Origin of the sequence: Streptomyces winkii, assembly GCF_032248595.1 — a bacterium.
GTDB classification, from domain to species: domain Bacteria; phylum Actinomycetota; class Actinomycetes; order Streptomycetales; family Streptomycetaceae; genus Streptomyces; species Streptomyces winkii.
On sequence record NZ_JASTTH010000002.1, the window covers coordinates 175,872 to 200,644 of the forward strand.

The window sequence follows — 24,773 nt, forward strand, 5'->3', positions numbered from 1 at the left end:
CATGGTCATCGGGTGGCCGTCCCTTCGAGTTCGGGTGTGCGGGCTGCCGTGCGCACGGGGATGTCGGGGCCGGAGAGCAGCGTCAAGTCCGGCTTGATCTGCTCGCGTTCGGCGACGAACCGCACCGTCGGGTCGGGGACGCCCGGCGCGTTGACGAACGAGACGAACCGGGCCAGCTTCTCCGGATCGTCCAGGGTCGCCGACCACTCGTCGCGGTAGTGCGCCACGTGGTCGGCCATGAGCGCCTCCAACTCGTCGCAGAGACCGAGGGAGTCGTGCACCACCACGTCCCTGACGTGTTCGAGGCCGCCCTCGATCCGCTCCAGCCAGGCGGAGGTGCGCTCCAGCCGGTCAGCGGTGCGGATGTAGAACATCAGGAACCGGTCGGTCAGGCGCACCAGTTCGGCGTCGCTCAGATCCTGCGCCAGCAGGTCCGCGTGGCGGGGCGTCGCGCCGCCGTTGCCGCCGACGTACAGGTTCCAGCCGGACGAGGTCGCGATCACCCCGAAGTCCTTGCCCATCGCCTCCGCGCACTCACGGGCGCATCCCGACACCGCCGACTTCAGCTTGTGCGGGGAGCGCAGGCCGCGGTAGCGCAGCTCCAGGTCGATGGCCATGCGCACGCTGTCCTGCACGCCGTAGCGGCACCAGGTGCTGCCCACACAGGACTTGACCGTGCGCAGCGCCTTCCCGTACGCGTGGCCCGACTCGAAGCCCGCCTCGACCAGCCGCGACCAGATGGCCGGAAGCTGGTCCACTCGGGCCCCGAACATGTCGATGCGCTGCCCGCCCGTGATCTTCGTGTACAGGCCGAAGTCCCGTGCCACCTCGCCGATGACGATCAGCTTCTCGGGGGTGATCTCACCGCCCGGGACGCGCGGCACGACCGAATACGAGCCGTTGCGCTGGAGGTTGGCGAGGAAGTGGTCGTTGGTGTCCTGCAACGCCGCCTGCTCGCCGTCCAGTACGTGGCCGCCGGCGCCGATGGACGGTGCGAGCGAGGCGATGACCGAGGCCACGGCCGGCTTGCACACCTCGCAGCCGTCGCCCTGCCTGGCCTCCTCGCGGCCGTGCGAGTCGAGCAGCGCCGCGAAGGTCGTCAGGCGCAGGGTGCGCACGATCTCGTACAACTCGGCGCGCGTGTAGGCGAAGCAGCCGCACAGGCCCTTGTCGACCGTGACGCCGTTGGCCTCCAGCTCGGCGTCCACGATCTGTCCGAGCACCTTGACGCAACTGCCGCAGCCCGTACCGGCCTTGGTGCACTTCTTCACCGACGGCACGTCGGCGCAGCCGTGTTCGGAGACGGCTGCGCGGATGGTGCCTTTGTCGATGTGATGACAGTTGCAGACGACCGCGGAGTCGGGGAGGGCGGCCGGTCCGAGGGCCGCGGGCTGCCCGCCCGAGGCGCCGGCCGGTAGCACCAGCGACTCCGGCGCTACGGGAGGCACGGAGCCGGTCAGCGCGCGCAGCGTGCCGTACGCCTCGGCGTCGCCGACGAGGACGCCGCCGAGCAGCGTGCCCTCCGGGGAGACCACCAGCTTCTTGTAGACGCCCGCGCGTGAGTCGGAGTAGACGACGTCGAGGCTGCCGTCGGCCGTGCCGTGCGCGTCGCCGAAGGACGCGACGTCGACGCCGAGCAGCTTGAGCTTCGTGGAGGTGTCCGCGCCCGTGAACGTTCGCAACTCCGGGTCCGCGGGCGGCGGTGCGAGCTCGGCGGCGACGGCGCCCGCGGCGGTCTCCGCCATGTCGTACCCGGGCGCGACCAGTCCGTAGACCCTTCCGTCGGCGGTCTCGGCGCACTCGCCGATGGCGTACACACGCGGGTCGGCGGTGCGGCACTGCTCGTCGACGACGATGCCGCCGCGCGCGCCCGCGGCGAGGCCCGCCTCGCGTCCGAGCCCGTCGCGGGGGCGCACCCCGGCGGCGAAGACCACCATGTCGGCGGGGAGTCGAGACCCGTCCGAGAGCGTCATGGCCGACACGGCGCCCGCCGCGTCCGTGTCGATCTGCTTGCCCGCCACCCCCGTGTGGACCTCCAGATCCATCTCCTCAAGGGTGCGGCGCAGCGCGGAGGCGCCGCCCGCGTCGACCTGGACCGCCATCAGGCGTTCGCTCAACTCGACGATGTGCGTGCGCAGTCCGAGCCCCCGCAGCGCCCCCGCCGCCTCCAGGCCCAGCAGCCCGCCGCCGACTACCACGCCGGTGCGCGCGCTCTTCGCGTACTCCTCGACGGCGAAGAGGTCGTCGATGGTGCGGTAGACGAAGCAGCCCGTGGCGTCGCTGCCGGGGACCGGCGGCACGAAAGGGTCGGAGCCGGTCGCCAGGACGAGCGCGTCGTAGCGGACCGTCCGCCCCGAGCGGGAGGTGACGGTGCGCCGCTCCCGGTCGATGCCCGTGGCGGGGTCGCCCACGTGCAGTTCGATGCCGTGCTCGGAGATGAAGTCCTCGTCGCACAGGGCGAGTTCGTCGGGCGTCGTGCCGGAGAAATACGAGGTGAGCCGGACGCGGTCGTATGCGGGACGCGACTCCTCGCACAACACGACGATCCGCGCGCAGGCGGTGACGCCGCGCGCAGCCAGGGCCTCCAGGAAGCGCTGGCCGACCATGCCGTGGCCGACCAGGACGATCGTCGGCGTCGCCGGTGCCGGCTCTGTCGGCGGTGTCATCGGGGGGCCTCTCCGTCGTGGGTGAGCAGGTGCAGCAGCGGTTCGGACGGCAGCAGTTCGTCGCTCTCCCAAGTGCGGGCGAGCGCGCCGACCGTGGTCAGGTCGCCGAGGAGGATGCCGCCGACGAGCCGGTCGTCGCGTACGACGACCTTGCGGTAGACGCCTCGGGTGGCGTCGGTGAGGTGGACGACGTCGTCGTCCGGGCGCGGGAGCGGGTCGCCGAACGCGGCCAGATCCAGGGGCAGCAGGGCACCGTCGCCTCCCGCGAGCGTGAGGCGGGTGAGGGCGCGGGTGCCGTGGTAGCGCGGGGGGTTCGCGTCCCCGGCGCTGCCGCCGCCGGTGCCGCTGCCGGGGTCGCCGCCCGCGTCGGCGCCCGCGTCCTGGGCGAGCACGCGGGCCAGGGCGTCGGCCTGGTCGAGCGCGGGGCCCGCGAGGCCGTAGAGGACGCCGTCGTGCTCGGCGCAGTCGCCGACGGCGTACACGTGCGGATCGCTCGTACGGAGGCTGTCGTCGACGACCACGCCCCGCGCGACGTCGAGTCCGGCGGCCTGGGCGAGGCCGGTGCGCGGGCGCACGCCGCACGCGAGGACGGTCAGCTCCGCGTCGAGCGTGCAGCCGTCGGCGAGTTCGACGGCCCGCACGGCACGGGCGGCGCGGTCGCCGTGCGGGGCGGATTCGGCGCGGTCGGCGTGCCGCTCACCGGACCTGGACTGCCGCGTGAGCAGGCCGCGCACCCGGCACTCTGTGTGCACTTCGACGCCCAGCTCCTCCAGGTGCCGCCGCAGCAACGCGGCGGCGCCGGCGTCGAGTTGGCGCTCCATGAGGCGCTCGCCCTGGTGCGCGAGGACGACCTGGGCGCCGCACCGGGCCAGGGCCCGCGCCGCGGAGACGCCGAGCAGACCGCCCCCGACGACCACCGCGGGCGTGCCGGGCCGCGCCTCGTCGCGCAGGGCGAGACAGTCGTCCATGGTGCGGAACGCCCGTACGCCGTCGGGCAGGTCGCCGCCGCCGGGGGTGAACAGGCCGCGCAGCGGCGGCAGTACGGGATTGGCTCCCGTGGCCAGCACCAGCGAGTCGTACGGCAGCACGCTGCCGTCGTCGCACACGACACGGCGCTCGGCGCGGTCGATCCGCACGGCGCGTACGCCGGGAAGCCGGCGCGCGGGGCTGCCGGGCAGGGTGACGACGTCCGGTGCGTACCGTCCCGCGAGCACGTCCGCGAGCAGCACCCTGTTGTACGGGGCGTGCGGCTCCTCGCCGACGACGGTGACGTCCACGCCCGCGTCCGCGGTGCCGAGTTGCTGGGCGAGCCGCGAGCCGGCCATGCCGCCGCCGATCACCACCACACGCTGCCGCGAACTCCGCAAGGTCATGGCACGAGCCTGGGCTGCGCCTGTTACCCGACCGCATCACGCCTGTTTCCCGGGGGGAACGGTGCCCTCAGCGGACCGGGCGGCGGAGTGTGAGGGGACGGTGCGGGTGGGGGCCCGTTCCCGCGCGGTCGCTGGGCTGCCGACGCGCGGGCGTCGCCGTTGTCGGTGGCGGGCGGCATGCTGGGAGACATGTACCGGGAGCGGCAGTCACGCGTGGGCGGCGCCGTGGTGTGGGCGCACACCGGCGAGCCCGGGGGAGAGGGGCGCGTGCTCCCCGACGGCTGCATGGATCTGCTGATGTGGGACGGGCGGCTGGTCGTCGCCGGGCCCGACACCCGGGCGTATCTCTTCGCACGGCAGCCCGGTTCCCGCATCACCGGGCTGCGGCTTCCGCCCGGCGTGGGGCCGCTCGTCTTCGGCGCGCCCGCGCACGAGTTCCGTGACCGGCGCGTGCCGCTCGCCGAGGTGTGGTCCGGGCGTTCCGTGCGGCTGCTTCAAGAGCGCGTCGCGGAGGCGCCGGACGCCGGGCGGGCGCTGGAGGCCGTGGCCGCGGGGCGGCTCGCGGAGCAGGGGTCCTCTCCGGTCCGTCCGGTCGCGGGCCCGGTCCGTCCCGTCGCCCGGCTGCTGGCGCGCGGGCGGGGTGTGGCGGAGGTGGCCCGCGAGGTCGGGCTGAGCGAGCGGCAGCTGCACCGGCGCTGCCTGGACGCCTTCGGCTACGGGCCGAAGACCCTCGCGCGTGTGCTGCGGATGCAGGAGGCGTTGCTGCTGGCGGGCGGAGGAGTTCCGCCCGCCGAGGTGGCCCACCTCGCGGGGTACGCCGACCAGGCCCATCTCTCGCGCGACGTCCGGGCGTTGGCAGGGGTGCCGCTGGGGAGGCTGCTGGGTCAGGACAGTGGCGCGAAGAGGTCGACGCCGTTGCCGTCGGGGTCGGCGACGACCGCGTAGCGCTGCCCCCAGAAGGCGTCCCAGGGCTCCTTGTGGCCCTCGTGCCCGGCCCCGGTCAGCTCTGCGTACAGGCGGTCGACCTCGGCGGGGGAGTCGCAGAGGAACGCCAGGCCGATGCGGCCGCCGCCCCGCGGGCCGGGATCCCAGCCGGGGTCGAAGGAGCGGACGGTCTCCTCCGTGTCCCAGGCGATCCGCAGACCGCCCGGCAGCGCCGCCTCGACGTGCGGCTCGCCGTCGGCGCCGGCGGGGACGTCCAGACCGAGCCGTCGGTAGAAGGCCAGCGTGGCCGCCATGTCGGCGGTGACGAGGCCGATGAGGTCGAATCGTGGTGTCATGCCCGGCACGCTAGGCCGCGCCCGCGCCGCGCGTCTTGAACGAATCGGACGTGGTGTGCCGCTCGGACGTGCTGCGCCCGCCGTAACCCGGCGGCCCGGGCGTACGGGCCGCCGGGGGATGGCAGGGTGGGGCCATGAGCGACGACGCCAGGATTCTGACCGTGCTGACGACCACCGGCAGCGAGGAGAAGGCCCGCGAACTGGCCGCCTGTGCCGTACGCGAACGTGTGGCCGCCTGCGCGCAGATCAGCGCCCCCGTCACCTCCGTCTACCGCTGGGACGGCGCGGTGCAGCAGGACCCGGAGTGGCAGGTGCTGTTCAAGACGGCACGCGCGCGGTACGAGGCGCTGGAGGCGTATCTGCTCCGCGCCCACGACTACGACGTGCCGGAGATCATCGCGACGCCCGTGGTGCGCGGCGGCGAGGGGTATCTCGCGTGGGTCGAGGAGGAGACGTCCGCCGCCCGCGAGGAGACGTCTGCCCCCGGGAGTTCCTGACCTCCGGGGGCGGCCTGTTCCGGTCAGATCCGCGCGGGACCGGCCTGTTCCGGGCCGGTCCCGCGGTCTTCAGCTCTGCTGCTCGATGACGGCCGGGTCCATCCACAGGACCTCCCAGTGGTGGTCGTCGAGGTCGTAGAAGCTGCGCCCGTACATGAAGCCGTGGTCCTGCGGGTCGCCCGCGGCCCGGCCGCCCGCCGCCAGCGCCTTGTCGGCCAGTTCGTCGACGTCCGCTCTGCTGTCGGCGCTCAGCGCGATCATCGCCTCCGTGCTCGTACGGGAGTCGGCGATCTCCTTCTTCGTGAACGTCTTGAAGAAGGGCTCTGTGAGGAGCATGGCGAAGATGTCGTCGCTGATGACGAGGCATGCGGAGTTCTCGTCGGAGAACTGGGGGTTGAAGGAGTAGCCGAGCCGGGAGAAGAAGTCCCTGGACTTGGCGAGGTCCTTCACGGGGAGATTGACGAAGATCTTCGTGGACACGGTTCGCCGCCTTTCTGCTGGTTTCCTGTGCGGAGGGAGACCGCGGGCGAGGCGGCAACTCATCGGTGCGTGCGAAGTCTTGGGTCGTGGGCTCCTTACGACGCACGCAGCAGCAGCGTGACGAAGCCGAGCGTCCCCCGGTAGCCGCGCAGCCATCCCTCGCGGTGGGCGGTCGCCGCCGCGAGGGCGCGGGCGCCGTCCGGATCGTCCGGGTGGTCCAGGGCCCAGCGGGCGAGCGAGCCCGTCCACGACCACTCGTAGTCGTCCCACTCGGCGGGCGTGCTGACGTGCCCGTACACCGGTGTCCAGCCGTCGGACGAGACGCGCTCGACGGTGGTGGCGAGATCGTCGAACTCGCCTTTGGAGGCGCCGAGTCCGGCGAGCGCGGCGGGAGAGGGCTCGCGCTCCCAGAAGCCCTCACCGACGAGGACGTGCCCGTCCGCCGCGAGATGCGTGCGCGCCGCCGACAGTGCGGGCAGCAGACCGCCGAAGGCGTGCGTCGAGCCGACCACGGCGACGAGGTCGAAGGCGTGCGGCGAGGTGAACCCGGCCGCGTCCCGCTCGTGCAGCTCCAGCCGCCCCTCCAGCCCCGCGGCGGCTGCCGCTTCGCGCGCTCCGGCCAGCGCGGACGGAGAGACGTCGACGCCCTCGCCGCGGGCCCGCGGGCGGCCGGTCAGCGCCCGCACGAGCCAGGCCGCTCCTCCGCAGCCAAGGTCGAGAACGCGCTCGTCGCCGCGCGGCAGCGCGCGGTCGAGCAGGCGGTCGACGGCCGCGCCGGAGAGCGGGGCCGCGACGGGGTGGTCGCGGTGGGCGAGGCTGCTGATCACGTGACGGTCCATGGCGGGCAGTGTGCCGCCGGGCACGGCCGGTGTCGTGCGAATTCCCGGCGCCCGGCGCCCGGTTGCAAGGCGGCCGGCTGACCGTCGGCCCGCCCGGAGACCGATCGGTTCGCCCATCTCGCCGTCGGAGACCGGGACTTGGCCACATAGCGACTGTGTCAGTGCGACCGCGTCAGTGCGACGCGTCAGTCCTCCCCGGGCACCAGAGGCGCGGCGCCGCCCCCGTAGTACGAGCCCACCATGTCGTCGAAGGTCGGCCCGCCGACGCGCTCCGGCCTGATGTGGAGGCGGTCGGTGAAGGGCCTGCGTCCCCTCACCCTGTGCGCACTCTCCACCGCCACGTACCGGATGCGGGAGGACCAGCGGTGCAGCGGCGCGAGATCGATGGTCCGGGCGCCCGAGCGCGCCGAGAGGGAGAGGACGACGTCCTCGACGCCGGGAAAGGCGTCAGGCAACGGGCCGAGGCCTTCGGCTCCCACCACGGTGCGCAGCGCCAGGTGCCGCACCTGGGGGAGCGGCGGCACGGCGGCCAGTTCCGCGGTGTCCGCCACGTGCAGGATCAGCGAGTGCAGCCTGGGCAGTCCGGCGAGGCGTGCCAGCGCGCCGGCGCCGGTCGTCGGCCGCTGAACGACCAGACGCTCAAGCCCTCGCAGCCGTTCGACGCCCTCCAGCCCCGCCGGCTCGGCCCGAAGCCCTTCGATGCGCATCTCCCGCAGCGGTGACCCGCTCTTCCCGTGGATCTCGCGCGCGCCCGGCAGCAGCGGAACCGGCAGCTTGCCCTGAAGGGTGAGCCTGTCCAGCCGCGACATGCGAGCGACGGGTGTGAGGTCCAGATCCTCCGGCACACCGAACAGCTCCAACTCCCGCAGCGGCAGCCCCTCCAGGGGGTCGCAGCTCTCCAGCCCCGCGCAGTCCTCGATCCGCAGGTACCACGGCTCCCGTGGCATCAGACGCTCCACGATGTGCAACGCCGAGCACTCCGCGGCGAGTTCGCTCTCGACCACCACCTCGGAGACACGTCCCAGCCGCTCCAGAGCGGCCAACTCGCGCGCGCTGCCGAGGTGCAGCCGGACGTCGTCCAAAGACGTGTACGAGAGCACGTCGTCGGCATACCGGTCGGTGTCGAAATTCCCCCAGGCGTCGGCGAGACGCTGCCGCACGCCGCGCGCACTGTGGGTCCGGTACTGCCGCAGCAGGCGCAACGCCCTGTTTCCGCCGAGCCGTCCGGCGATCACCACCGCGGACTCGGCCTCGCGCTCGTCCTCCACCTCGTCGGCCTCCGGCACGATGTCGAGGACGACGGGCCCCACGTCGGCCAGCATCCGGGCGGACCTGTCGTTGTCCTCGGGCGGCCACAGCGCCCGGCCGCAGGCCTGGGTCCTGGCCCGTACCTCCGGGTCGAGGGTGGTGACGTGCTCGAGGCCCGAGACGGCGAGCAGATGAAGCCGCCGCCAGCGCAGCCCGAGGCTCGCCCGCCGCGCCGTCTCGCCCTTCTCCAGCAGCCCGTTCAGCACCTCGGCGCACTCGTGCTCGCGGCAGTGACCGAGGGTCATCCGGACCACGTCCTCCCACTGGTCCTTGTGCGCGTTGTCCACGAGCATCCCGAACAGCTCGTCGTCGACGATCTGCCGTGCGGCCAGGAAGTCCTGGAAGACGCGGTGCACGAAGCTGAGGGTGCGGTCGGTGGGCTGGAGCAGCAGTCCGGTGCGCAGCAGCATGTGGCGCAGTACGTCGGGTGCCTGCTCCGCACTCGCCACCTGAGGCATGGCGGCCAGCGCGCGCTCGATGATCCGCTCGACGCTGTTCCTGTGCACCTCTGAACGGCCGTTCTGGAGCAGCCAGAAGGCGATGCGCTGAAGCATCTGCTTCTCGGCGGCGGCCGACGGGCTGATGCCCTCCGGCAGTTGGACGTCGCGCTCCTCGTCGCGGCGGAGCAGCAGCATGGCCAGAGCCGCCTCGTACAGCGCCATCCGGTCGCGCGGGAGCTCCTTGTTGCGATCGCGGTGCAGGGCGCAGATCAGCGCGCACAGCAGCGGGTTGGTGGCGAGCTGACGCAGATCGGGCTTGCTGTGCAGGGTGTTGACGAGCGAGTCGCGCAGTTCGGTGACGGCGTCCCGGTCCCGTTCCCGTACGGTCGTGGCCACGGCGGCGTGCCAGCGGTGGACGAAGCGCTCGATGTCATGACGGTTCAGGTCGAGCAGCGCGACCTCGCTGAAGGCCGACTCCTGGAGCCAGCCCGTGTCAAGCGCGGAAGGACGGCTCGTGACCAGGCAATACGCTTCGGGGTAGAGGCTCAGCAGCTCGGTGATCCACGCGCGTACCCGCTCCCTGTCCGCTTCCGGCGCCTCGTCCACGCCGTCGATCAGCAGCATGCCGCGACCCGACCGCAGGACGCGCAGCGCCCAGCCCTCCGGTTCCTCGTCCTGGATCAGATGGCCGACGGAGGAGAGGAACTGGCTGGGTCCCGGCAGCTCCTCCTCCGACGTGCGGGTCAGCGTCCGGACAGGCAGCACGAACGGCACATGCGCCGCCAGGCGTTCCAGGCCCGTGCCGGAGAGGCTCCGAGTGGCGGCGGAGACGGCGAGCCACTGCACCAGCGTGGTCTTCCCCGAACCCGCCACGCCGCGCAGCATCACGCGGGGATGCCGGGCGAGTGCCTCCTCCACACGCCGGCGCCTCCCCGCGTCTGCACCGCCGATCTGGCGCGTCTCAAGGCTCAGATACGCCTCCCTGAGCGGCCAGTGCGCGCGGCGCGGATCGGAGAAGTCCACGCCGAAGATGCGCAGTTCGTCGTGCTTCTCGGCTAAGCGGGCGAGGTAGCGCTGCTCGAAATCGGCATCCTCGGCCGACTGGTCGGACAGCCGGGTGAGCGCCTGGTCGACGCGCTGCACGAGTTCGTCCAGCATCCGCACCGTCTCCACGGCCGTGGCGCGGGGGAAGGTGTCGCGCCGGGTGAAGAAGTGCAGGATGTGCAGGCAGGCGAGCTCCAGGAGGCTCTCGTACAACGCCTCTCCGTCGCCCGAGAGATGGCGCACCGCGGCACGGGCGGAGTCGTCGGCCGCTCGGCGCAGGACGAGCGCCAGCCCGTCCGGACGCAGGCGCACCGCCTGCACCTCGTCCATTCCGATCTCGCCGAGGGACAGCAGGGTCGCCGCGAGCGCCTCCGCCACCGCCGTTTCCTCGTCGGCCTGTACGGGTGGTTCGCCGGGCTCGTTGCACAACGCCTCGCGCACCAATTGCTCGGCCACACGGCGGACTTCGTTCTCGCCGAGTGTCCGCTTCTGGCTCCAGGCGACGAGCGAGTCCAGCCGTACCGGCGAGTCGACCAGGCCGGCCCCCGGTCCCGGCTGAGCGAAGAGGCGTCGCACGAGAGGTCCTGCGACGGCCGAGGAGACACGCGCGCCGATGCTGATGGGTTCCATGAGCCCCCGTTGCTGCTGACTGACGTGTACTTCACGTACGGACAACGACAAGTGACCAAGCGTAGGCGGCAGATGACGGCGAGGCATCCCGTGAAGGCGTGGTCGTGCTGGGCCGCGCCGGTGCGGCACGGGTCGGCCGGCAGTGGGCCGTACGGCTAGCGTCCCGCGCCCCGGCGGCGGGCGTCCGCGAGAGCGCGGTCCACGCCGTGCTCGTGCGGCCCGAGGAAGCGCGGGTCCGGTGTGGCACCGGCGTCGAACGCGGCCTTCGCTGCGCCGGGGATCTCGCGCAGTCCGCCCGCGTACCAGGTGGCGTCGTGCGGCTCGGGCACGGCGACGCCGTACGAGTCGATCCCGGCGGCCCGGCACAGCGCGGTGGCGCGGCGGATGTGGAAGTCCTGGCTGACCAGCAGCGCCCGGTCGACGCCGAAGACGCGCGCGGCGCGGGTGCACGAGTCCCAGGTGTCGAAGCCCGCGTAGTCGGCGGCGATCTGCCGTGCGGGGACGCCCCGTTCGGTGAGGTACGCGCGCATGGCCTCCGGCTCGTCGTACTCCTTGCGGCTGTTGTCGCCGGAGACGAGGACGGCCCGTACCTTGCCGCGTTCGTACAGGTCGGCGGCGGCGTCGAGCCGGTGCGCGAGATACGGGGAGGGTTCGCCGTCCCACAGTCCGGCACCGAAGACCAGGGCGACCGGCGCCGCCGGCGCGTCGGCGGTGCCCGCGTCCGCGCGCAGGTCGTCGGTGCTCAGCCGCAGCCAGGTGGCGGGCAGCAGGCCGAGCACGCAGCACAGCATCGCGGCCTGTGCGGCACGTCTGCGGCGGGCGGTCCGGGCGGCGCGGCCGGTGCGGGCCGTGTGCTCCGTACGCTCCGGGCGGTCCGTGCGTCGAGTACGCGGAATGCGTGCGAGGCGTGCGAGGCGTGCAAGGCGGGGGGTGTGCGCGGCAGGTCTGTCGTGCGGTCCGTCGTGCATGACTGATGCGACGCCGCAACGCGCGGGCGCGGTTGCGGAGTTGGCGGAACATGGCCGCCGGACACTGCTGCCGGACGCAAGCCCCGCGGACGCTCGGACACGCCTTACGGCAGGTCCGGGGCCCGCCCGCCCGTCGCGTGCCGCTCCACCTCGACGCGTACCGCGCAGACCTTGAACTCCGGCATCCGCGAGACCGGGTCGAGCGCCGCGTTGGTCAGCGAGTTCGCGCGCCCCTCGCCGTCCCAGTGGAAGGGCATGAACACCGTGTCGGGCCGGATGCCGCGCGTGACGCGCGCCGGCGCCACCGCGCGCCCGCGCCGCGAGACGACCGCGAGCGCGTCTCCGTCCTCGGCCCCCAACTGCTCGGCGAGGCGCGGGTGCAGCTCGACGAACGGGCCGGGCGCGGCGTCGTTGAGGGCGCCGACACGCCGCGTCTGCGCACCCGACTGGTACTGGGAGAGCACCCGTCCCGTCGTCAGCAGCAGCGGATAGCCCGCGTCGGGCTCCTCGGCGGCGGGACGGTGCACCACGGGCGCGAAGCGCGCACGGCCGTCCGGCGTCGCGAAGCGGTCGAGGAAGAGCCGCGGGGTACCGGGATGGGGGCGCCGTGCGCCGCCGCCCCCGCCGGGCTCCCGCCCGGGCGGCTCCGGACACGGCCAGAAGACGCCGTCCTCCTCGGCGATGCGGTCGTAGCTGATGCCCGAGTAGTCGGCGAGGCCGCCCGCGGAGGCGCGGCGCAGCTCGTCGAAGACCTCCTCCGGCGCCGCGGGGAAGCCCTTCTCCCAGCCGAGCCGGGCCGCCAGCTCCTCCAGCACCTGAAGATCCGTCCGTACGCCCGGAGGCGGATCGACTGCCTTGCGGCGCAGCAGCACCCGGCCCTCCAGGTTCGTGGTGGTGCCCGTCTCCTCGGCCCACTGCGCCACGGGGAGCACCACGTCCGCCAGCCGCGCCGACTCGGACAGCACGACGTCGCAGACCGCGAGGAAGTCCAGTGACCGCAGCCGCTGTTCGACGTGCGCGGCGCGCGGCGCGGAGACGACGGGGTTCGATCCCGCGAGCAGCAGCGTGCGCACGTCGCCGCCGAGCGCGTCGAGAAGTTCGTACGCGCTGCGCCCCGGCCCGGGCAGGCTCGCCGGGTCGACGCCCCAGACCCCGGCGACGTGTTCGCGGGCCGCGGGGTCGTCCAGCTTGCGGTAGCCGGGCAACTGGTCGGCCTTCTGGCCGTGTTCGCGTCCGCCCTGCCCGTTGCCCTGACCCGTCAGGCATCCGTAGCCGGACAGCGGACGGCCCGGACGCCCCGTCGCCAGGCACAGGTTGATCCACGCGCCGACCGTGTCGGTGCCCTTGGAGTGCTGCTCCGGTCCGCGCGCCGTGAGCACCATGGCGTGCTCGGCGTCGCCGAACAGGCCTACGGCGCGGCGCAGTTCGGGCACCGGGACGCCGGTGAGGCGTTCCACCAGCTCCGGCCAGTGCGCCATCGCCGCGCTGCGGGCCTCCGGCCAGCCGGCGGTGCGCGACTCGACGTACTCCGTATCCACCCGGCCCTCGGCGACGACCAGATGCAGCATGCCCAGCGCGAGCGCCAGATCGGTGCCCGGCCGCGGCGCGAGATGGAGGTCGGCCTGCTCGGCGGTGCGGGTTCGGCGGGGGTCGACGACGATCAACGTGCCGCCGTTCTCCCGCAGTTCGGTCAGATAGCGCAGCGCGGGCGGCATCGTCTCGGCGAGGTTCGACCCGACGAGCACGACGCAGTCCGTACGGGCGACGTCGGCGAGCGGGAACGGCAGTCCGCGGTCGACGCCGAACGCCCTCGTACCGGCGGCCGCTGCCGAGGACATGCAGAACCGGCCGTTGTAGTCGATCTGGGACGTGCCGAGCACCAGCCGCGCGAACTTGCCCAGCGCGTAGGCCTTTTCGTTCGTCAGCCCGCCGCCGCCGAAGACGCCCACCGCGTCGGGGCCGTGCTCCGCGCGTGTGCGCCTCAGCGCCGCGGCGACCGCCTCCAGCGCCTCGTCCCAGCCGGCGGGCTCCAGTTCGCCGCCGGGGCGCCGCCGCACCAGGGGTTGCGTGAGGCGGGAGTGCGGGGCGAGCAGTTCGGGCGCCGTCCGTCCCTTGCCGCACAGGGCGCCGCGGTTCACGGGGAAGTCCGGGCGCTCGGCCACCTCCAGGCCCGGCCGCTCGCTGTGGCCTTCGCCCCCGCCCTCGGAGTCGCCACGGCCGTGGCCGCCGGATGCGGGCCGCAGCGTCATGCCGCACTGGAGCGCGCAGTACGGGCAGTGCGTGTCGGTTCCGGACGCGGCGGCGACGGGGTTCACGTGCATGGCGCCAGCGTGGAACACGCCTGTTACGAGCGTCCGCTGCGCAGGTAACACCCCCGGCAACCGGTCCTCAGCGCCGTACCGTCTCGCCGGTGAGGCGGACGGACTGTGAGGGCACCGCAACGAAGCGAGCGCGCGGGCGCAACAGCGCGGCAAAGACCGTCCGGCAACCTCTCTCCATGACGGCGTCGCTACCCCTGGAATCCCGTCCCGGCCCCCATCCCGGCTCCGAACCGGGGCCCGGTCCCGGCCCCCTCTCACTGCACGACCTCGACAGTACGGCGCAGCTCATGACCCGCCTCACCTCCCAGCTCCACACCCAGCTGACCGCGATCCGTCCGGTCCCGGCCCCCACGCTCGTCGCCGTCGCCCACGGCTCGCGCGACCCCGGCGCGCTGCGCACCGTCATGGCGCTGCTCGCATCCGTACGGGCCATGCGGCCGGGCCTCCGCGTCGAGCTGGGGCACATCGAGCTGAACGAACCCGCGCTGCCGGACACCCTTGCCGCGCTGCCGCCGCGCGGTGAAGTCGTGCTCGTACCGCTGCTGTTCGGCCGGGGACACCACGTCAAGCACGACGTCCCGGGCGCGCTCGCAGCGGCTCCCCATCTCCGCGGCACGGTCGCCGAACCCCTCGGACCGCATCCGCTCCTCGCCGAGGCCCTGCACGAGCGGCTCACCGAAGCGGTCCGGCGGGAGACCGCCGAGAACGCGGAGTCCCGCGAGAACGGGGGGTCCCGCGAGGACGCGGCGAACGACGCCGGGAACCCCGGCCCGGACGCCGTCGTGCTGGCCTCCGCCGGTTCGCGCGACCCCGAGTCCGCCGAGGGTGCCCGGCGCATCGCCGCGGACCTGGGCGAACGGCTCGGCGGCAGCACTCCCGTACTCCCCGCGTACGCCTCCGCCGCGAGCCCCACCGTCGCCGAGGCCGTACGGACACTGCGCGGCGCCGGGCACCGCCGCATCGCGCTCGCCTCGTGCTTCACCGCGCCCGGGTACTTCGCGGCCCGCTGCGCGGCCGAGGCGCCCTGGGCGGCGTCGGCGCCGATCGGCGCGCATCCGGCACTGGCGCGGCTCGTACTGCACCGCTTCGACGAGGCACGCGCACGGGCCGCTTCGGCGGAACAGCGGCGGCTCGTACCGGCGTAGGCCCGTACGCACGCACTGCATGGGCCGAATTGCGAGCAGGCTGCGGCGTGTTGGCGGGACTGCGATTCGGTACGGCGTGCCAACACCGGTCAGCCGGCAGGCCTCGCGGGCGGCGTGCAGGCGCTCTCAGCGATGGCCGTCGCTCTCCAGGAGGCCGAGGTCGGACTTGACGATGGTCGTGGTCACGAGGAGCTCGGTGATCAGGTTGTGGTTGAGCGCGTTGCCGACGGGCTGGGGGACTTCGTCTTCCATGAGCCCCGGCACCGTGGAGCTGAGCCTCGTCCGTACGCCGGCGACGATGCGTGCCGCCCGCTGCTTGCTCCAGGTCTCCGCCGGGCGCAGATCTGCCAGTTCGGCCGCGACCTCGGCCCAGGGGAGAGGTTGGGGCATGGGGTCGTTGCGCAGATAACGCTGGGCGAGGCAGATCAGGACCAGCTTCTCGGTCGCGGTCAGGTCCCACACGTCGCCCTCGTGCGTGGCGGCCTCATGCAGGCCGTCGTCACCTGCGCCGGGTGTCGGTGCGGCGACACGCACCTCCAGCAGGTGCTCCCGTTTCGGGGCGACGATGAACAGCGGGGTGAAGCCGGACCGCAGCTCGACCCGGTCACCGCCCAGCACCAGGCGTCCCCCCGGGAGCCGGACGGGCAGGCGCCCGGTGTTGTTCAGCACCCATCGCGAGTGCTCCCGCGTGATGTAGCCCTGTTTTCGGCTGACATGCGGGTCGTCCGGCGCGACGCAGACGTGGACTTCGGGCTCGTTGCGGCCGAACACGAGGGGGAAGGCGGCGTCGGGGGCCATGCTCATGCCGCCGTTCACGCCCATGACGAACAGGGTGCCGGGCTGCGTGGGCGGAAGGTCCCGAGACAGGCTCCCGTAGTCCCTCGGCAGCAGGCTGACCTTGCTCGGTGGCCGCGGCGACAGCGTCATCGGCTCTGCCTCCTCGTCCCGGATGTCCGGGGTCACGCTAGCCACTTCCGGACGGGAGCGTCGCCGACCTGCCCGATCAGTCCGATCAGTCCGATCAAGCTGTCCCCGTTCCGCCGCGGGGCCGTGGCCTTCCTCCTGGGCCGGCATGGCGTCACTCCGAGCTTCTGAGCTTCCGAACTCGTAGACGGGAAAGGCCCGCTGCCGCCCGGAGGGGCGGGCGGCAGCGGGCCGGCGGTTACGGCGCGGGAGGCGGCGCGGGAGCCGGTTCCGGTGCCGGTGCGGGTTCCGGAGCGGGCTCAGGCGCGGGTTCAGGTGCCGGTTCGGGTGCGGGCTCAGGGGCCGGTTCAGGTGCCGGTTCCGGTGCGGGCTCCGGTGCGGGCGCGGGTTCCGGAGCGGGGACGGGCGCGGGTTCAGGTGCCGGTGCGGGTGCGGGTGCGGGTTCGGGTGCAGGCGCCGGTTCCGGTGCGGGCTCGGGTGCTGGCGCAGGCGCGGGCTCTGGTTGGGGTGCGGGCGGAGCCGGGGCCTGACCCTCAGGGGCGGGCGGAGCGGGAGCCGCGGGCGCAGGCGCCGGAGCGGGAGCTCCGCCCTCAGGCGGCGGCGCTCCAGGAGGAGCCGGCGCTCCGGGCGGCGGTGCCACCGGCGGAGCCTGCGCCTCCTCCGCACGCGCCAGGTCCGAAGGCGACGAACCAGGCCCCGCCGCCGGGGGCTCCTGCTGCCAGAGCTCGGCAAAGGGCAGACTGCCCGCCCAGCCGTTGTTGACAGGCCCGGGGATGTACGTGGGTGGGCTGTTCTCCGGAGCTGGGGGCTCCTGAGATTCCATCATCGGCCCGTCCTTGTTCCACTCCCCGATGGACTCCCTCTCCTCAGGGCTGAGGGTCGAGCCGACGTACTCACTCGCGTTCCACACGCCGCCTACGGCACCGGCGACGGGTGCAATCCACCTGGAAGCGCCTTTCGATGCGGCCTTGCCTGCATCACTGCCCTCAGGTTGGGGAAGCGGGCGGGCATTCTCCGGGTCCCTGAAGTTCCCGGTGGCCTCGACGAGTTGATCAGTGTTGACGAAGCCGGTGTAAGCACCGTCGAAGGTGCGCCCCGCGAAGTCGCCCCAGTTGAACTCCGCAGGCGGAGGCGCAGGAGCGGGCGGCGCCTGCTGCGGCGCCTGCGCCTGCTCGGCCTGGGCTTCCTCCGCACGCGCCAGCTCCGAAGGTGACGAACCGGGCGGCGCCTGCTGCGGCCCGGCCGGAGCGGGAGCACCGCCCTCAGGAGCCGGAGCCCCCGGAGCCGGAGCCGGGCTCTGCCCCTCGGCCGGCGGCGCGGGCCTGTCCGCGGGAACGTCCCGTCCGGTCTCAGGGCCCTGGCCGGCAGCGGCCGGGGGCGCACCCGGAGAGGACGAGTCGGGAGCCGCGGACGGTGCTCCGGCCCCGTCGTCCTCAGGCGCTTGCGTAGTACCCGGTCCGCCGTACGGCTGGTCGCTCTGCGCCTCGGGGTAGCTGTCGGCCCCTTCCGGCGAAGGGACGTCGGGCACGGGCGTACCGGCGTCCGCGTCGGTTTCGTCGTCACCGTCGTCGGACCTGTCGGCGGAGTCCTCGGACCCGTCGTCGGAGTCTTCGAAGTCGTCCGCGGAGTCCTCGTCGGCGCCGTCGACAGCTTCGTCCTCGGAATCCCCGGCGTCCTGGGAGTCGTCCCCGGAGTCGTCCTCGGGGTCCTGCGATACGGGGGCCGGAAGAGTACGCGGGTCCGCGGCGCGGTCCGCGGCCTGAGGCGTCCCGTCCTCGGCCTGCGCCTCGCGCGTCCCGTCACCCGCGGGATCAGCGGGACTTGAAGAACTACGGTCGGCCAAGTCCGGCGCCCGCAGCCCCCGTTGGATCTGGCGCAACGCCTCCTCGTCCACCCCGGCGGCACGCAACCGCTGGGCGACGCGCTCCCGGACCTCCTGCTCGAACGACGGCTGCCCGGACCGCGAGAAGTCCGCTCCCGCGCGCTGCGCCGACGCCGCGTCGCCGGACTGCTGCGGATACCGCGGCTGTTGCTGATACGGCTGCGGTTCCAGCGGCTCCTGCCGTTGCTGCTGGCCCGACTGGCCCGACTGGCCCGACTGCCCCGGCAGTTCCGGCTGCTCCTGCCGTTGCTGCACGGTCGCGGCCTGCGCATTGCTCGGAGCGAAGACGGCCGGCAGCAGCCAGGCGCCGAACCCCAACGCCCCCGTCAGCACCGCCGTACGGACCAGACGGCGGTCCCACAGCGGCTTCGCGTGCCACTCCGATCGCGACTGAGGGGACCTCCCGGCGCCGCCGGGGGAAGAGAACGCCGCCCCCGCCCTCTTCGACGGTCCGCCGCGATCGCGGGCACCGACCGTGCCCGACGCCACGGCGTCCACCAACTCGCATACGGTGGCCGCCGGTACCTCGATCACCGCGTCCCCGTGCCGGCGCGAACGAGTCTTCGTCAGCTCCGGCTGCACCGCGACGTACGTGACCCGCCCGAGGCGGGCCAGTTCCTCCTCTACGCCGACGATCAGCAGCGTGGCCGCCGACAGCTCCACACCGGTGCTCTGCCGGTCCCACCAGGCCCGCAGCCGCCGCGCCGCCCCTGGAGCGGCCAACTCGTCCCCGTACATGGGCGGTACGAGCACTGGGACGTCCCTGCCGGACTCGGCGAACCGCGACCGCATCCCCACGGCGACGGCGTCAGCGAGTCGAGGGTCCCGGACGAGCACCAGACAGGCACGACCCGCGTGATCTCCCGGTGAACCGACCGCTGAGCCGGGACCGGAACGTGCCTCCGCCTTCGGGGATCGGCCGGGTGGGTCCGGAACTCTCCGTAGATGCATGCTTGGCGCCTCCTCACGGCAGGACGCAGCGCGCCGGCGGTTGACCCTTGGACATGGCGCGACAAGGTCCTGGTCTGCTGGTGCGCGGTGACGCTAGGGGACGTCGCCCGGGACCGGTCCCGACCCGCCGGTAACCGGCGAATCGCGGAGCACGGCAGCCCACGGCCCGGGCGTCTGTCGTCAAGTCCGTCGTCAACGAACGGCTGCTCAGGGGCCGTTGGCGTTCGAAGCCCTTGCGTGGGGCCAGGAGACGACCGACCATGACCGCGGCGCGGATCCGGATCGTTGAGTCGGCGCACGAAGCATTCTTCTCGTACCGCTTCTTCTCGTACCGCGTGACCGCGCCGTCTGACCACCCGACCGCGTGACCGCATGACCGCGTGACTGCGTGACCGCGTGACCGCATGAGCGTGTGCCGCGCAGCCGCGGGATCCGCGAAGGAGACGCCGGGTACCGGCGTAAGTCGAACGGGGAGAGATGGATCGCGCACGCCTGTCCGATGCCGAACTGCTCCGTCTCGTACGGGAGATGGGGGAGACCTCCTCCGCTGCGCTCGATGAGCTGGAGCGGCGCCACTTCCCTGCCGTACGGGCCTTCGCGTCCGCCGGCACCGTAAGCGAGACAGCCGCCGGCGAGCTGGCGTACCCGTCGTGGGAGGAGGCGCTGCGGCAGTACGAGGACGGCAGCGCCGGCGGTGCCGTACGGCCCCACGCGCTGGCTTCGGTGCTGCGTACCGCTTCCGGGTGGGCGGGGGAGAGCCAACGGAGCGCGCTGAAACCGGAGTTGGCCACCTGGATCGGGACGAACGGGCCGTTGGCGCTCCAGGACGCGGACGCCCCGGCGCCGGGATCGCTCCCCGGCTCACTCGTGGCACGTGCCTTCGCCGGTCTCGCGGACCGCAGCCAGGTGGTTCTGTGGCACCAGACGGTCGAGCGCGACGACAGCGCGCTGACGGGCCGGTTGGCCGGTGCCGGCCCCGATGAGGTGTCCGCGCTCACCGGCCGTGCACGCAGGGAGCTGCACAACTCGTACGTCCAGATCCTCCAGAGCGGGATGCGGGACGAATGCCGCCGCTTCCACCGCATGGTGCTCGCCTACGCGGACGAGAAGTCCTCGAACATCGCCGCGGAACTCGCACCGCACTTGGAGAGTTGCGCTCGGTGCTCCCAGGCCGTCACCGATCTCGGGTCCGTGCGGGACGACTGCGGCGCGCTGCTGGCGCGGGCTCTGCTGCCGTGGGGCGGCCCGGAGTACGCCGCCCGCCGTACGAGGGACGACGTCGGCCAGGGGCCCTTCGCGCCCGGGGACGGGCGACCCGAGGGCCCGGCCCCCGAACCCCTGGTGGCCGAGGCCCTCGCGACCGAACTCTGGGCCGACCGAAGCCCGGGCAAGGGCGGTCCGGAGAGGGACAGTCCGGAGAGGGACATCCCGGGGAGGGACGGCCCGGGAAGGGGCGCCCCGGCGAGCGGCAGGCCCCGGCCCGCGGTCCTTGGCGCGGCGGGCGCCGGTGCACGTATGAACGGCAGGCGACGGACCGATCTCGTCGTCCGGTGTACGGCAGTCGCCGCACTGTGCGGCGTCGCGGCCGTCGTCGTTCTGGGCTTCACCGGAGACGACCCCCCGAAGGGGAAGCCGCAGAGCAAGGAGCCGGGACCGCCCGTGCAGCCCACGTCGTCGCCCTCCAAGACGCCCTCCCCTTCGAGTACTTCGGCCACCAGCACGACGCCCTCTCCCACGGGGAAGAAGCCCGGCCCGCCGTCGGAACCCAGCAGGGGACGGGCCCCCTCGCCGCCCGCCGACGGCTCGGCAGTGGAGTGGCTCTTCGGCGAGGTGGACGGCCGGATCACTCCCGACACCTCGGGCAACGACAAGGACGGCACTCTCTTCGGCGGGACCCCCGCGAGCAGTGTGACGGGAGGAGCGCTGAGGTTCGACGGGGGCCAATTCGTTGCGTCGGACGGCCCGTTGGTCGACACGAGCAGCAGCTTCTCCGTATCGGCACGGGTCAGGCTGAACGACACGGACCGCTCCCAGACGGTGGTGAGCCAGGACGGACCGGAGTCCAGCGGTTTCCTGCTGCAATACGACGCGGAAGAGTCGCAGTGGGAGATGCGGATTCCGGAGGGACCCTCGGACGACGTGGACGCCGACGCGGACGAGGCCGTCTCCGACGTCGAGGTCGAGGCGGGCGAATGGACGCATCTGACGGGTGTTTACGACGAGGCCGCCGGAAAGGTCCGCCTGTACGTCGACGGCCGCCCCGGTGAATCGGTCGACCACGAAGAGGACTTCGCGTCACCGGGGAACTTCGTGGTGGGCCGCGGGCTGGCGGAGAACGAGTTCTTCAGGGGAGTCGGCGGAACCATCGACGATGTGCGGGCCTTCGGCAAGGCCGTGTCCCCGGCGGAGGCCCGGTCCCTGGCCGAGAGGTCCTGATCGCGGTCCTGATCGCCGGTCAGCCACGCCGGTAACTGAACGACCGCGTTCCCTCCCAGGCCTTCCTCTTGATGCGGTATCCATGCGCCTTTTCCTCGGCGCGGTGACCGGGTCCGATGTCGACCACGTCGGCACGGCGCCAGGCACCGTCGATTTTGTGATCCACGAAGTACGTGAACTCGTTGAAGTCTTTTGTCGAGGATTCGAAGGTGTTCCTGATGGTGAGAGTTCTGCGGCCCTTCGTGGACGACTTCGACAGCTCGACGGTCTGATCCGCCCATCTGGTGAGGGCTCTCCCCAAAGGCTCCCAGAATCCGGCCCGTTCGCCGTTCACGGAGATCGACGCGCGCTGCCCGGAGACGCTGGAATCGAGACGGCGCGTCAGACGCACGCCGGTGTTGTCCGGATCGACCGTCACTTCGAACTGGCTCCATCCGCCGGGCCCGAACGCGCGGCCGTCGTCGGTGACGATGCGCTTGGAGTCCGCCGAGGGCTCGTCGGAATCGGGGGGAACGAGGAGCGTCGCCCCCGTGACAACGGCGACCAGGCATGCCACGAGCCCGGTGAGCAGCACGGCACGGCGCGGAATCCCGCGTCCCGAGGCGGGATTCCCGGAGGCGGGCTCCCCGGAGGTTGATTCCCCGGGGCCGGGGCCGGGGCCGGGGCCGGGGTCGGGGTCCGCGGCAGCGGATTCCACCGTGGTCTGCCCGTGCATCCCGTGCATCCCGTGCAGCCCATGCGGCCCGTGGCCCGGTGCCTCCGCTTCCGAGGCCAGTGCGCAGGCGGACTCGGACTCCGTGGAGGCGATCATGTCCATCACGGCGGGAGGCAGCCAGTCCGCACTCGGCCAGGGGCCGGCCAGCCGGTCGAGCACGTCGGCCAGCGGAGGCCGGGCGGCGGGGTCCTTCGCCAGGCAGGCGACGATCAACTCGCGAAGCTCGCCCTCCACGGCGACATCGCCCAGATCGGGCTGTTCGCCGGCGATGCGGCGGAGGATGGCGGGAATCGACTCGGCGTCAAACGGGCTGCGACCGGTGGCCGCGAATCCCAGGACCGCGCCGAGGGCGAACACGTCGCCGGCGGCTTCGGGCGGATGGCCGTTCACCTGTTCCGGAGACATGTAGGCGTAGGTGCCCAGGACGGCGCCGGTCGCGGTCATCCTGCTGGCATCCTGCGCGCTGGCGATGCCGAAGTCGATGATTCTGGGACCGTCGGCGGCCAGGATCACGTTGCCCGGTTTGAGATCCCGGTGCACCAAACCGCACGCGTGGATGGCGGCCAGCCCCTCCGCGAGCCCGGCGCCCAGAGTCCGTACGGCCCGCGTGGCGAGGGGACCGTGCTCGGTCACGGCACCGTGCAGCGAAGGGCCGGGGATGTACGCGGTGGCCATCCACGGCGGATCGGCGCCGGGATCGGCGTCGACGACCAGTGTGGTGTGGAACCCCCCGACCCTGCGGGCGGCCTCGACCTCGCGGGCGAACCGGGCGCGGAACCGCTCGCGGTGAGCGTATTCGTACCGGATCAGCTTCACCGCGACCGGACGTCCCCCTGGGGAACGACCGAAGAACACCTGCCCCATGCCGCCTTCGCCGAGCCGCCCCACCAGCTGGTACTTGCCGACGCGCCTCGGATCGCTGGGCCGCAGCGGATCCACCCAAGCCCCCCACGTTCGATACGAGGACCCAATACACCATCAAGCTCCCAAGAAGACCAGAGGAGTCGGGGACCGGCTCCGGATATCCGGGGAAGGGCCGGGCGAGGAGCGAGGATGCGTACGTCATCCGCTGAACGGACCGACGGACCGACGGACCGACGGACAGACGGACAGACGGACAGACGGGCCGACGGCCCTGCGGCCCTGCGGACCGACCGGCCCGCAGGGCCGCGGCGCGGACGTCCAACGTGCCGGCCGTGCGCACCCGGCCTGCCGCTACCGTCGGCGTATGCACGGCACGTACGACACAGAGGCCCACGGCACGGGCACCGGCACCACCCCGGGCGGTGGCACGGGCTCCGGGCCCGGCGGTGCGCCCGGCCCCTACGGCCCAGCCGACATCGAGCGCTGGGCGCCCGAGCCCGACAAGCGGCCGGGCCGCACCGCGTTCCAGCGCGACCGTGCGCGTGTGCTGCACTCGGCCGCGCTGCGGCGGCTCGCCGGCAAGACCCAGGTCGTCGCGCCCGGCACCAGCGCACAGGCGTGGGACGCCAGCCCGCGCACCCGCCTCACCCACTCATTGGAGTGCGCACAGGTCGGACGGGAGCTGGGAGCGGCCCTCGGCTGCGACCCCGACCTGGTCGAGACGGCGTGCCTCGCGCACGACCTCGGGCACCCCCCGTTCGGGCACAACGGCGAGCGCGTGCTGAGCGAGATCGCCGCGCCCTGCGGCGGGTTCGAGGGCAACGCGCAGTCGCTGCGGCTGCTCTCCCGGCTGGAGCCGAAGCGCTTCCTGGAGGTGGATCCCGCCGAGGGCGCCGACGCCGCCGCCGCACGAGGCGTCGCCCCGGAGTTCGCGCACGGCCCGGACCCGGCGGCCGCGCACCAGGACGGGGACGCATCCGGCCGGCGGACCCTCCGCATCCCCGTCGGCCTCAACCTCACCCGCGCCGCGCTCGACGCCGCCACCAAGTACCCCTGGGCGCGCGGCTCCCACCCCACCGACCCCGCCTCGCACAAGTTCGGCGTCTACGAGGACGACCTGCCCGTCTTCCACTGGATCCGGCGCGGCTCGCCCGGCGACCGTACGTGCTTCGAGGCGCAGGTCATGGACTGGTCCGACGACGTCGCCTACTCCGTGCACGACGTCGAGGACGGTCTGCACGCGGGCCACCTCGACCCCAACGTGCTGCTCGCCGAGCCCGAGCGCCGCGACATCTTCGCCGTCGCCGCGGGCCGCTACGCACCCGACGCCGCGCACGACGAACTCGCCGAGGCGCTCGACCGGTTGCTGGAGCAGGAGTGGTGGCCGCACAGCTACGACGGGTCCGCCGTCGCGCAGGCCCGCCTCAAGGACGCCACGAGCCAGCTCATCGGCCGCTTCTGCCTCGCGGCCGAGGGCGCGACGCGCGCCGCGTACGGCTCCGGACCGCTCACCCGCTACGCCGCGGAACTCGTCGTGCCGCGCGGCGTCCGGCTGGAGTGCGCCGTGCTCAAGGCCGTCGCCGACCGCTATGTGATGCAGCGTCCGGACCTGGAGCGGCTGCGCGCCGACCAGCGCGTGGTGCTCGGCGAGCTCGCGGACGCGCTGACCACGCGCGCTCCCGAGGGGCTCGATCCGCAGTTCCGGGCCCTGTTCGGGGAGGCGGAGGACGACGCGGCCCGGCTGCGTGTGGTCGTCGACCAGATCGCCGCGCTGACGGACGTCTCGGCGCGCTCCCTTCACGGCCGCCTCACCCGGGCGCGCGCCTGACCGCCGCGGCCACGCGGGCCCGTTCCGCGTCGCGGCAGCGCACGGCGCCCGTATGCCGCCGCCGTACCGCCCGGCCGCGGCCGTCCCATGACCCGTTCGTGTCCGGTTGTGCCCGCCACCTGCCCGGGGCCTCTTCCCGCTGCCCGCCCGATGCGGGACGCTCGCAAGTGGACGTTTCAGTC

General features: G+C 73.2%; 16 protein-coding genes. 5 read left to right on the top strand and 11 right to left on the bottom strand.

All coding sequences use genetic code 11. The features are described from left to right. Nucleotides 1-5 precede the first annotated feature (5 nt). Complete coding sequence (nirB, locus tag QQM67_RS05155; protein ID WP_314172392.1) at nt 6-2,666, bottom strand: nitrite reductase large subunit NirB; 2,661 nt, start codon at nt 2,664-2,666, stop codon at nt 6-8. Continuing rightward, nucleotides 2,663-4,039 (bottom strand): NAD(P)/FAD-dependent oxidoreductase, encoded by a 1,377-nt coding sequence (locus QQM67_RS05160; RefSeq protein WP_314172393.1) that lies wholly within the window; start codon nt 4,037-4,039, stop codon nt 2,663-2,665. Before QQM67_RS05160 ends, nirB begins: the two co-directional genes overlap by 4 nt. Before the next feature lie 189 nt (nt 4,040-4,228). Between QQM67_RS05160 and QQM67_RS05165 the strand changes: the two genes are divergently transcribed. Next, the gene (locus tag QQM67_RS05165) at nt 4,229-4,984 is read left to right on the top strand and encodes a helix-turn-helix domain-containing protein (protein WP_314172976.1); all 756 of its coding nucleotides are present in this window, start codon (nt 4,229-4,231) and stop codon (nt 4,982-4,984) included. On the opposite strand, the gene QQM67_RS05170 is transcribed toward QQM67_RS05165, so the two are convergent. Next, nucleotides 4,924-5,319, bottom strand: a complete 396-nt coding sequence (locus QQM67_RS05170; RefSeq protein WP_314172394.1) for a VOC family protein — start codon at nt 5,317-5,319, stop codon at nt 4,924-4,926. The two genes, QQM67_RS05165 and QQM67_RS05170, sit on opposite strands and share 61 nt — an antisense overlap. A 134-nt stretch (nt 5,320-5,453) precedes the next feature. Between QQM67_RS05170 and cutA the strand changes: the two genes are divergently transcribed. Next, complete coding sequence (gene cutA, locus QQM67_RS05175) at nt 5,454-5,816, top strand: divalent-cation tolerance protein CutA (protein ID WP_314172395.1); 363 nt, start codon at nt 5,454-5,456, stop codon at nt 5,814-5,816. A 69-nt stretch (nt 5,817-5,885) separates the two neighbouring features. On the opposite strand, the gene QQM67_RS05180 is transcribed toward cutA, so the two are convergent. The 5 genes from QQM67_RS05180 to QQM67_RS05200 all read right to left on the bottom strand — a co-directional run bounded on the left by QQM67_RS05180 (nt 5,886) and on the right by QQM67_RS05200 (nt 13,846). After that, nucleotides 5,886-6,296 (bottom strand): VOC family protein, encoded by a 411-nt coding sequence (locus QQM67_RS05180; protein WP_314172396.1) that lies wholly within the window; start codon nt 6,294-6,296, stop codon nt 5,886-5,888. Nucleotides 6,297-6,391: 95 nt separating this feature from the next. After that, nucleotides 6,392-7,135, bottom strand: a complete 744-nt coding sequence (locus QQM67_RS05185) for an SAM-dependent methyltransferase (protein ID WP_314172397.1) — start codon at nt 7,133-7,135, stop codon at nt 6,392-6,394. 185 nt (nt 7,136-7,320) lie between these two features. Continuing rightward, entirely contained in the window at nt 7,321-10,557 is a 3,237-nt protein-coding gene (locus tag QQM67_RS05190; protein ID WP_314172398.1) for an NACHT domain-containing protein, read from the bottom strand. Nucleotides 10,558-10,712: 155 nt separating this feature from the next. Beyond that, on the bottom strand, nt 10,713-11,525 hold the full coding sequence (locus tag QQM67_RS05195; RefSeq protein ID WP_314172399.1) for a SanA/YdcF family protein: 813 nt from the start codon (nt 11,523-11,525) through the stop codon (nt 10,713-10,715). 104 nt (nt 11,526-11,629) lie between these two features. Further along, nucleotides 11,630-13,846, bottom strand: coding sequence for a molybdopterin oxidoreductase family protein (locus QQM67_RS05200; protein WP_314172400.1), 2,217 nt, complete (start codon nt 13,844-13,846; stop codon nt 11,630-11,632). A gap of 176 nt (nt 13,847-14,022) precedes the next feature. Between QQM67_RS05200 and QQM67_RS05205 the strand changes: the two genes are divergently transcribed. Next, nucleotides 14,023-14,991 (top strand): CbiX/SirB N-terminal domain-containing protein, encoded by a 969-nt coding sequence (locus QQM67_RS05205; RefSeq protein ID WP_399065353.1) that lies wholly within the window; start codon nt 14,023-14,025, stop codon nt 14,989-14,991. Between the two features lie 126 nt (nt 14,992-15,117). Here the strand turns inward: QQM67_RS05205 and QQM67_RS05210 are convergent, their stop codons facing one another. Both QQM67_RS05210 and QQM67_RS05215 read right to left on the bottom strand, forming a co-directional pair. Next, nucleotides 15,118-15,954, bottom strand: a complete 837-nt coding sequence (locus tag QQM67_RS05210) for a hypothetical protein (protein ID WP_314172401.1) — start codon at nt 15,952-15,954, stop codon at nt 15,118-15,120. Nucleotides 15,955-16,153: 199 nt separating this feature from the next. Then, complete coding sequence (locus QQM67_RS05215) at nt 16,154-18,595, bottom strand: hypothetical protein (RefSeq protein WP_314172402.1); 2,442 nt, start codon at nt 18,593-18,595, stop codon at nt 16,154-16,156. A 630-nt stretch (nt 18,596-19,225) separates the two neighbouring features. On the opposite strand from QQM67_RS05215, the gene QQM67_RS05220 reads away from it, so the two are divergent. Continuing rightward, a complete protein-coding gene (locus QQM67_RS05220; RefSeq protein ID WP_314172403.1) occupies nt 19,226-21,184 on the top strand; it encodes a LamG domain-containing protein in 1,959 nt (652 codons plus the stop codon). 19 nt (nt 21,185-21,203) lie between these two features. On the opposite strand, the gene QQM67_RS05225 is transcribed toward QQM67_RS05220, so the two are convergent. Further along, a complete protein-coding gene (locus QQM67_RS05225) occupies nt 21,204-22,838 on the bottom strand; it encodes a serine/threonine-protein kinase (RefSeq protein ID WP_314172404.1) in 1,635 nt (544 codons plus the stop codon). A gap of 289 nt (nt 22,839-23,127) precedes the next feature. On the opposite strand from QQM67_RS05225, the gene QQM67_RS05230 reads away from it, so the two are divergent. After that, a complete protein-coding gene (locus tag QQM67_RS05230) occupies nt 23,128-24,591 on the top strand; it encodes a deoxyguanosinetriphosphate triphosphohydrolase (RefSeq protein ID WP_314172405.1) in 1,464 nt (487 codons plus the stop codon). The last annotated feature ends 182 nt before the right edge of the window (nt 24,592-24,773 follow it).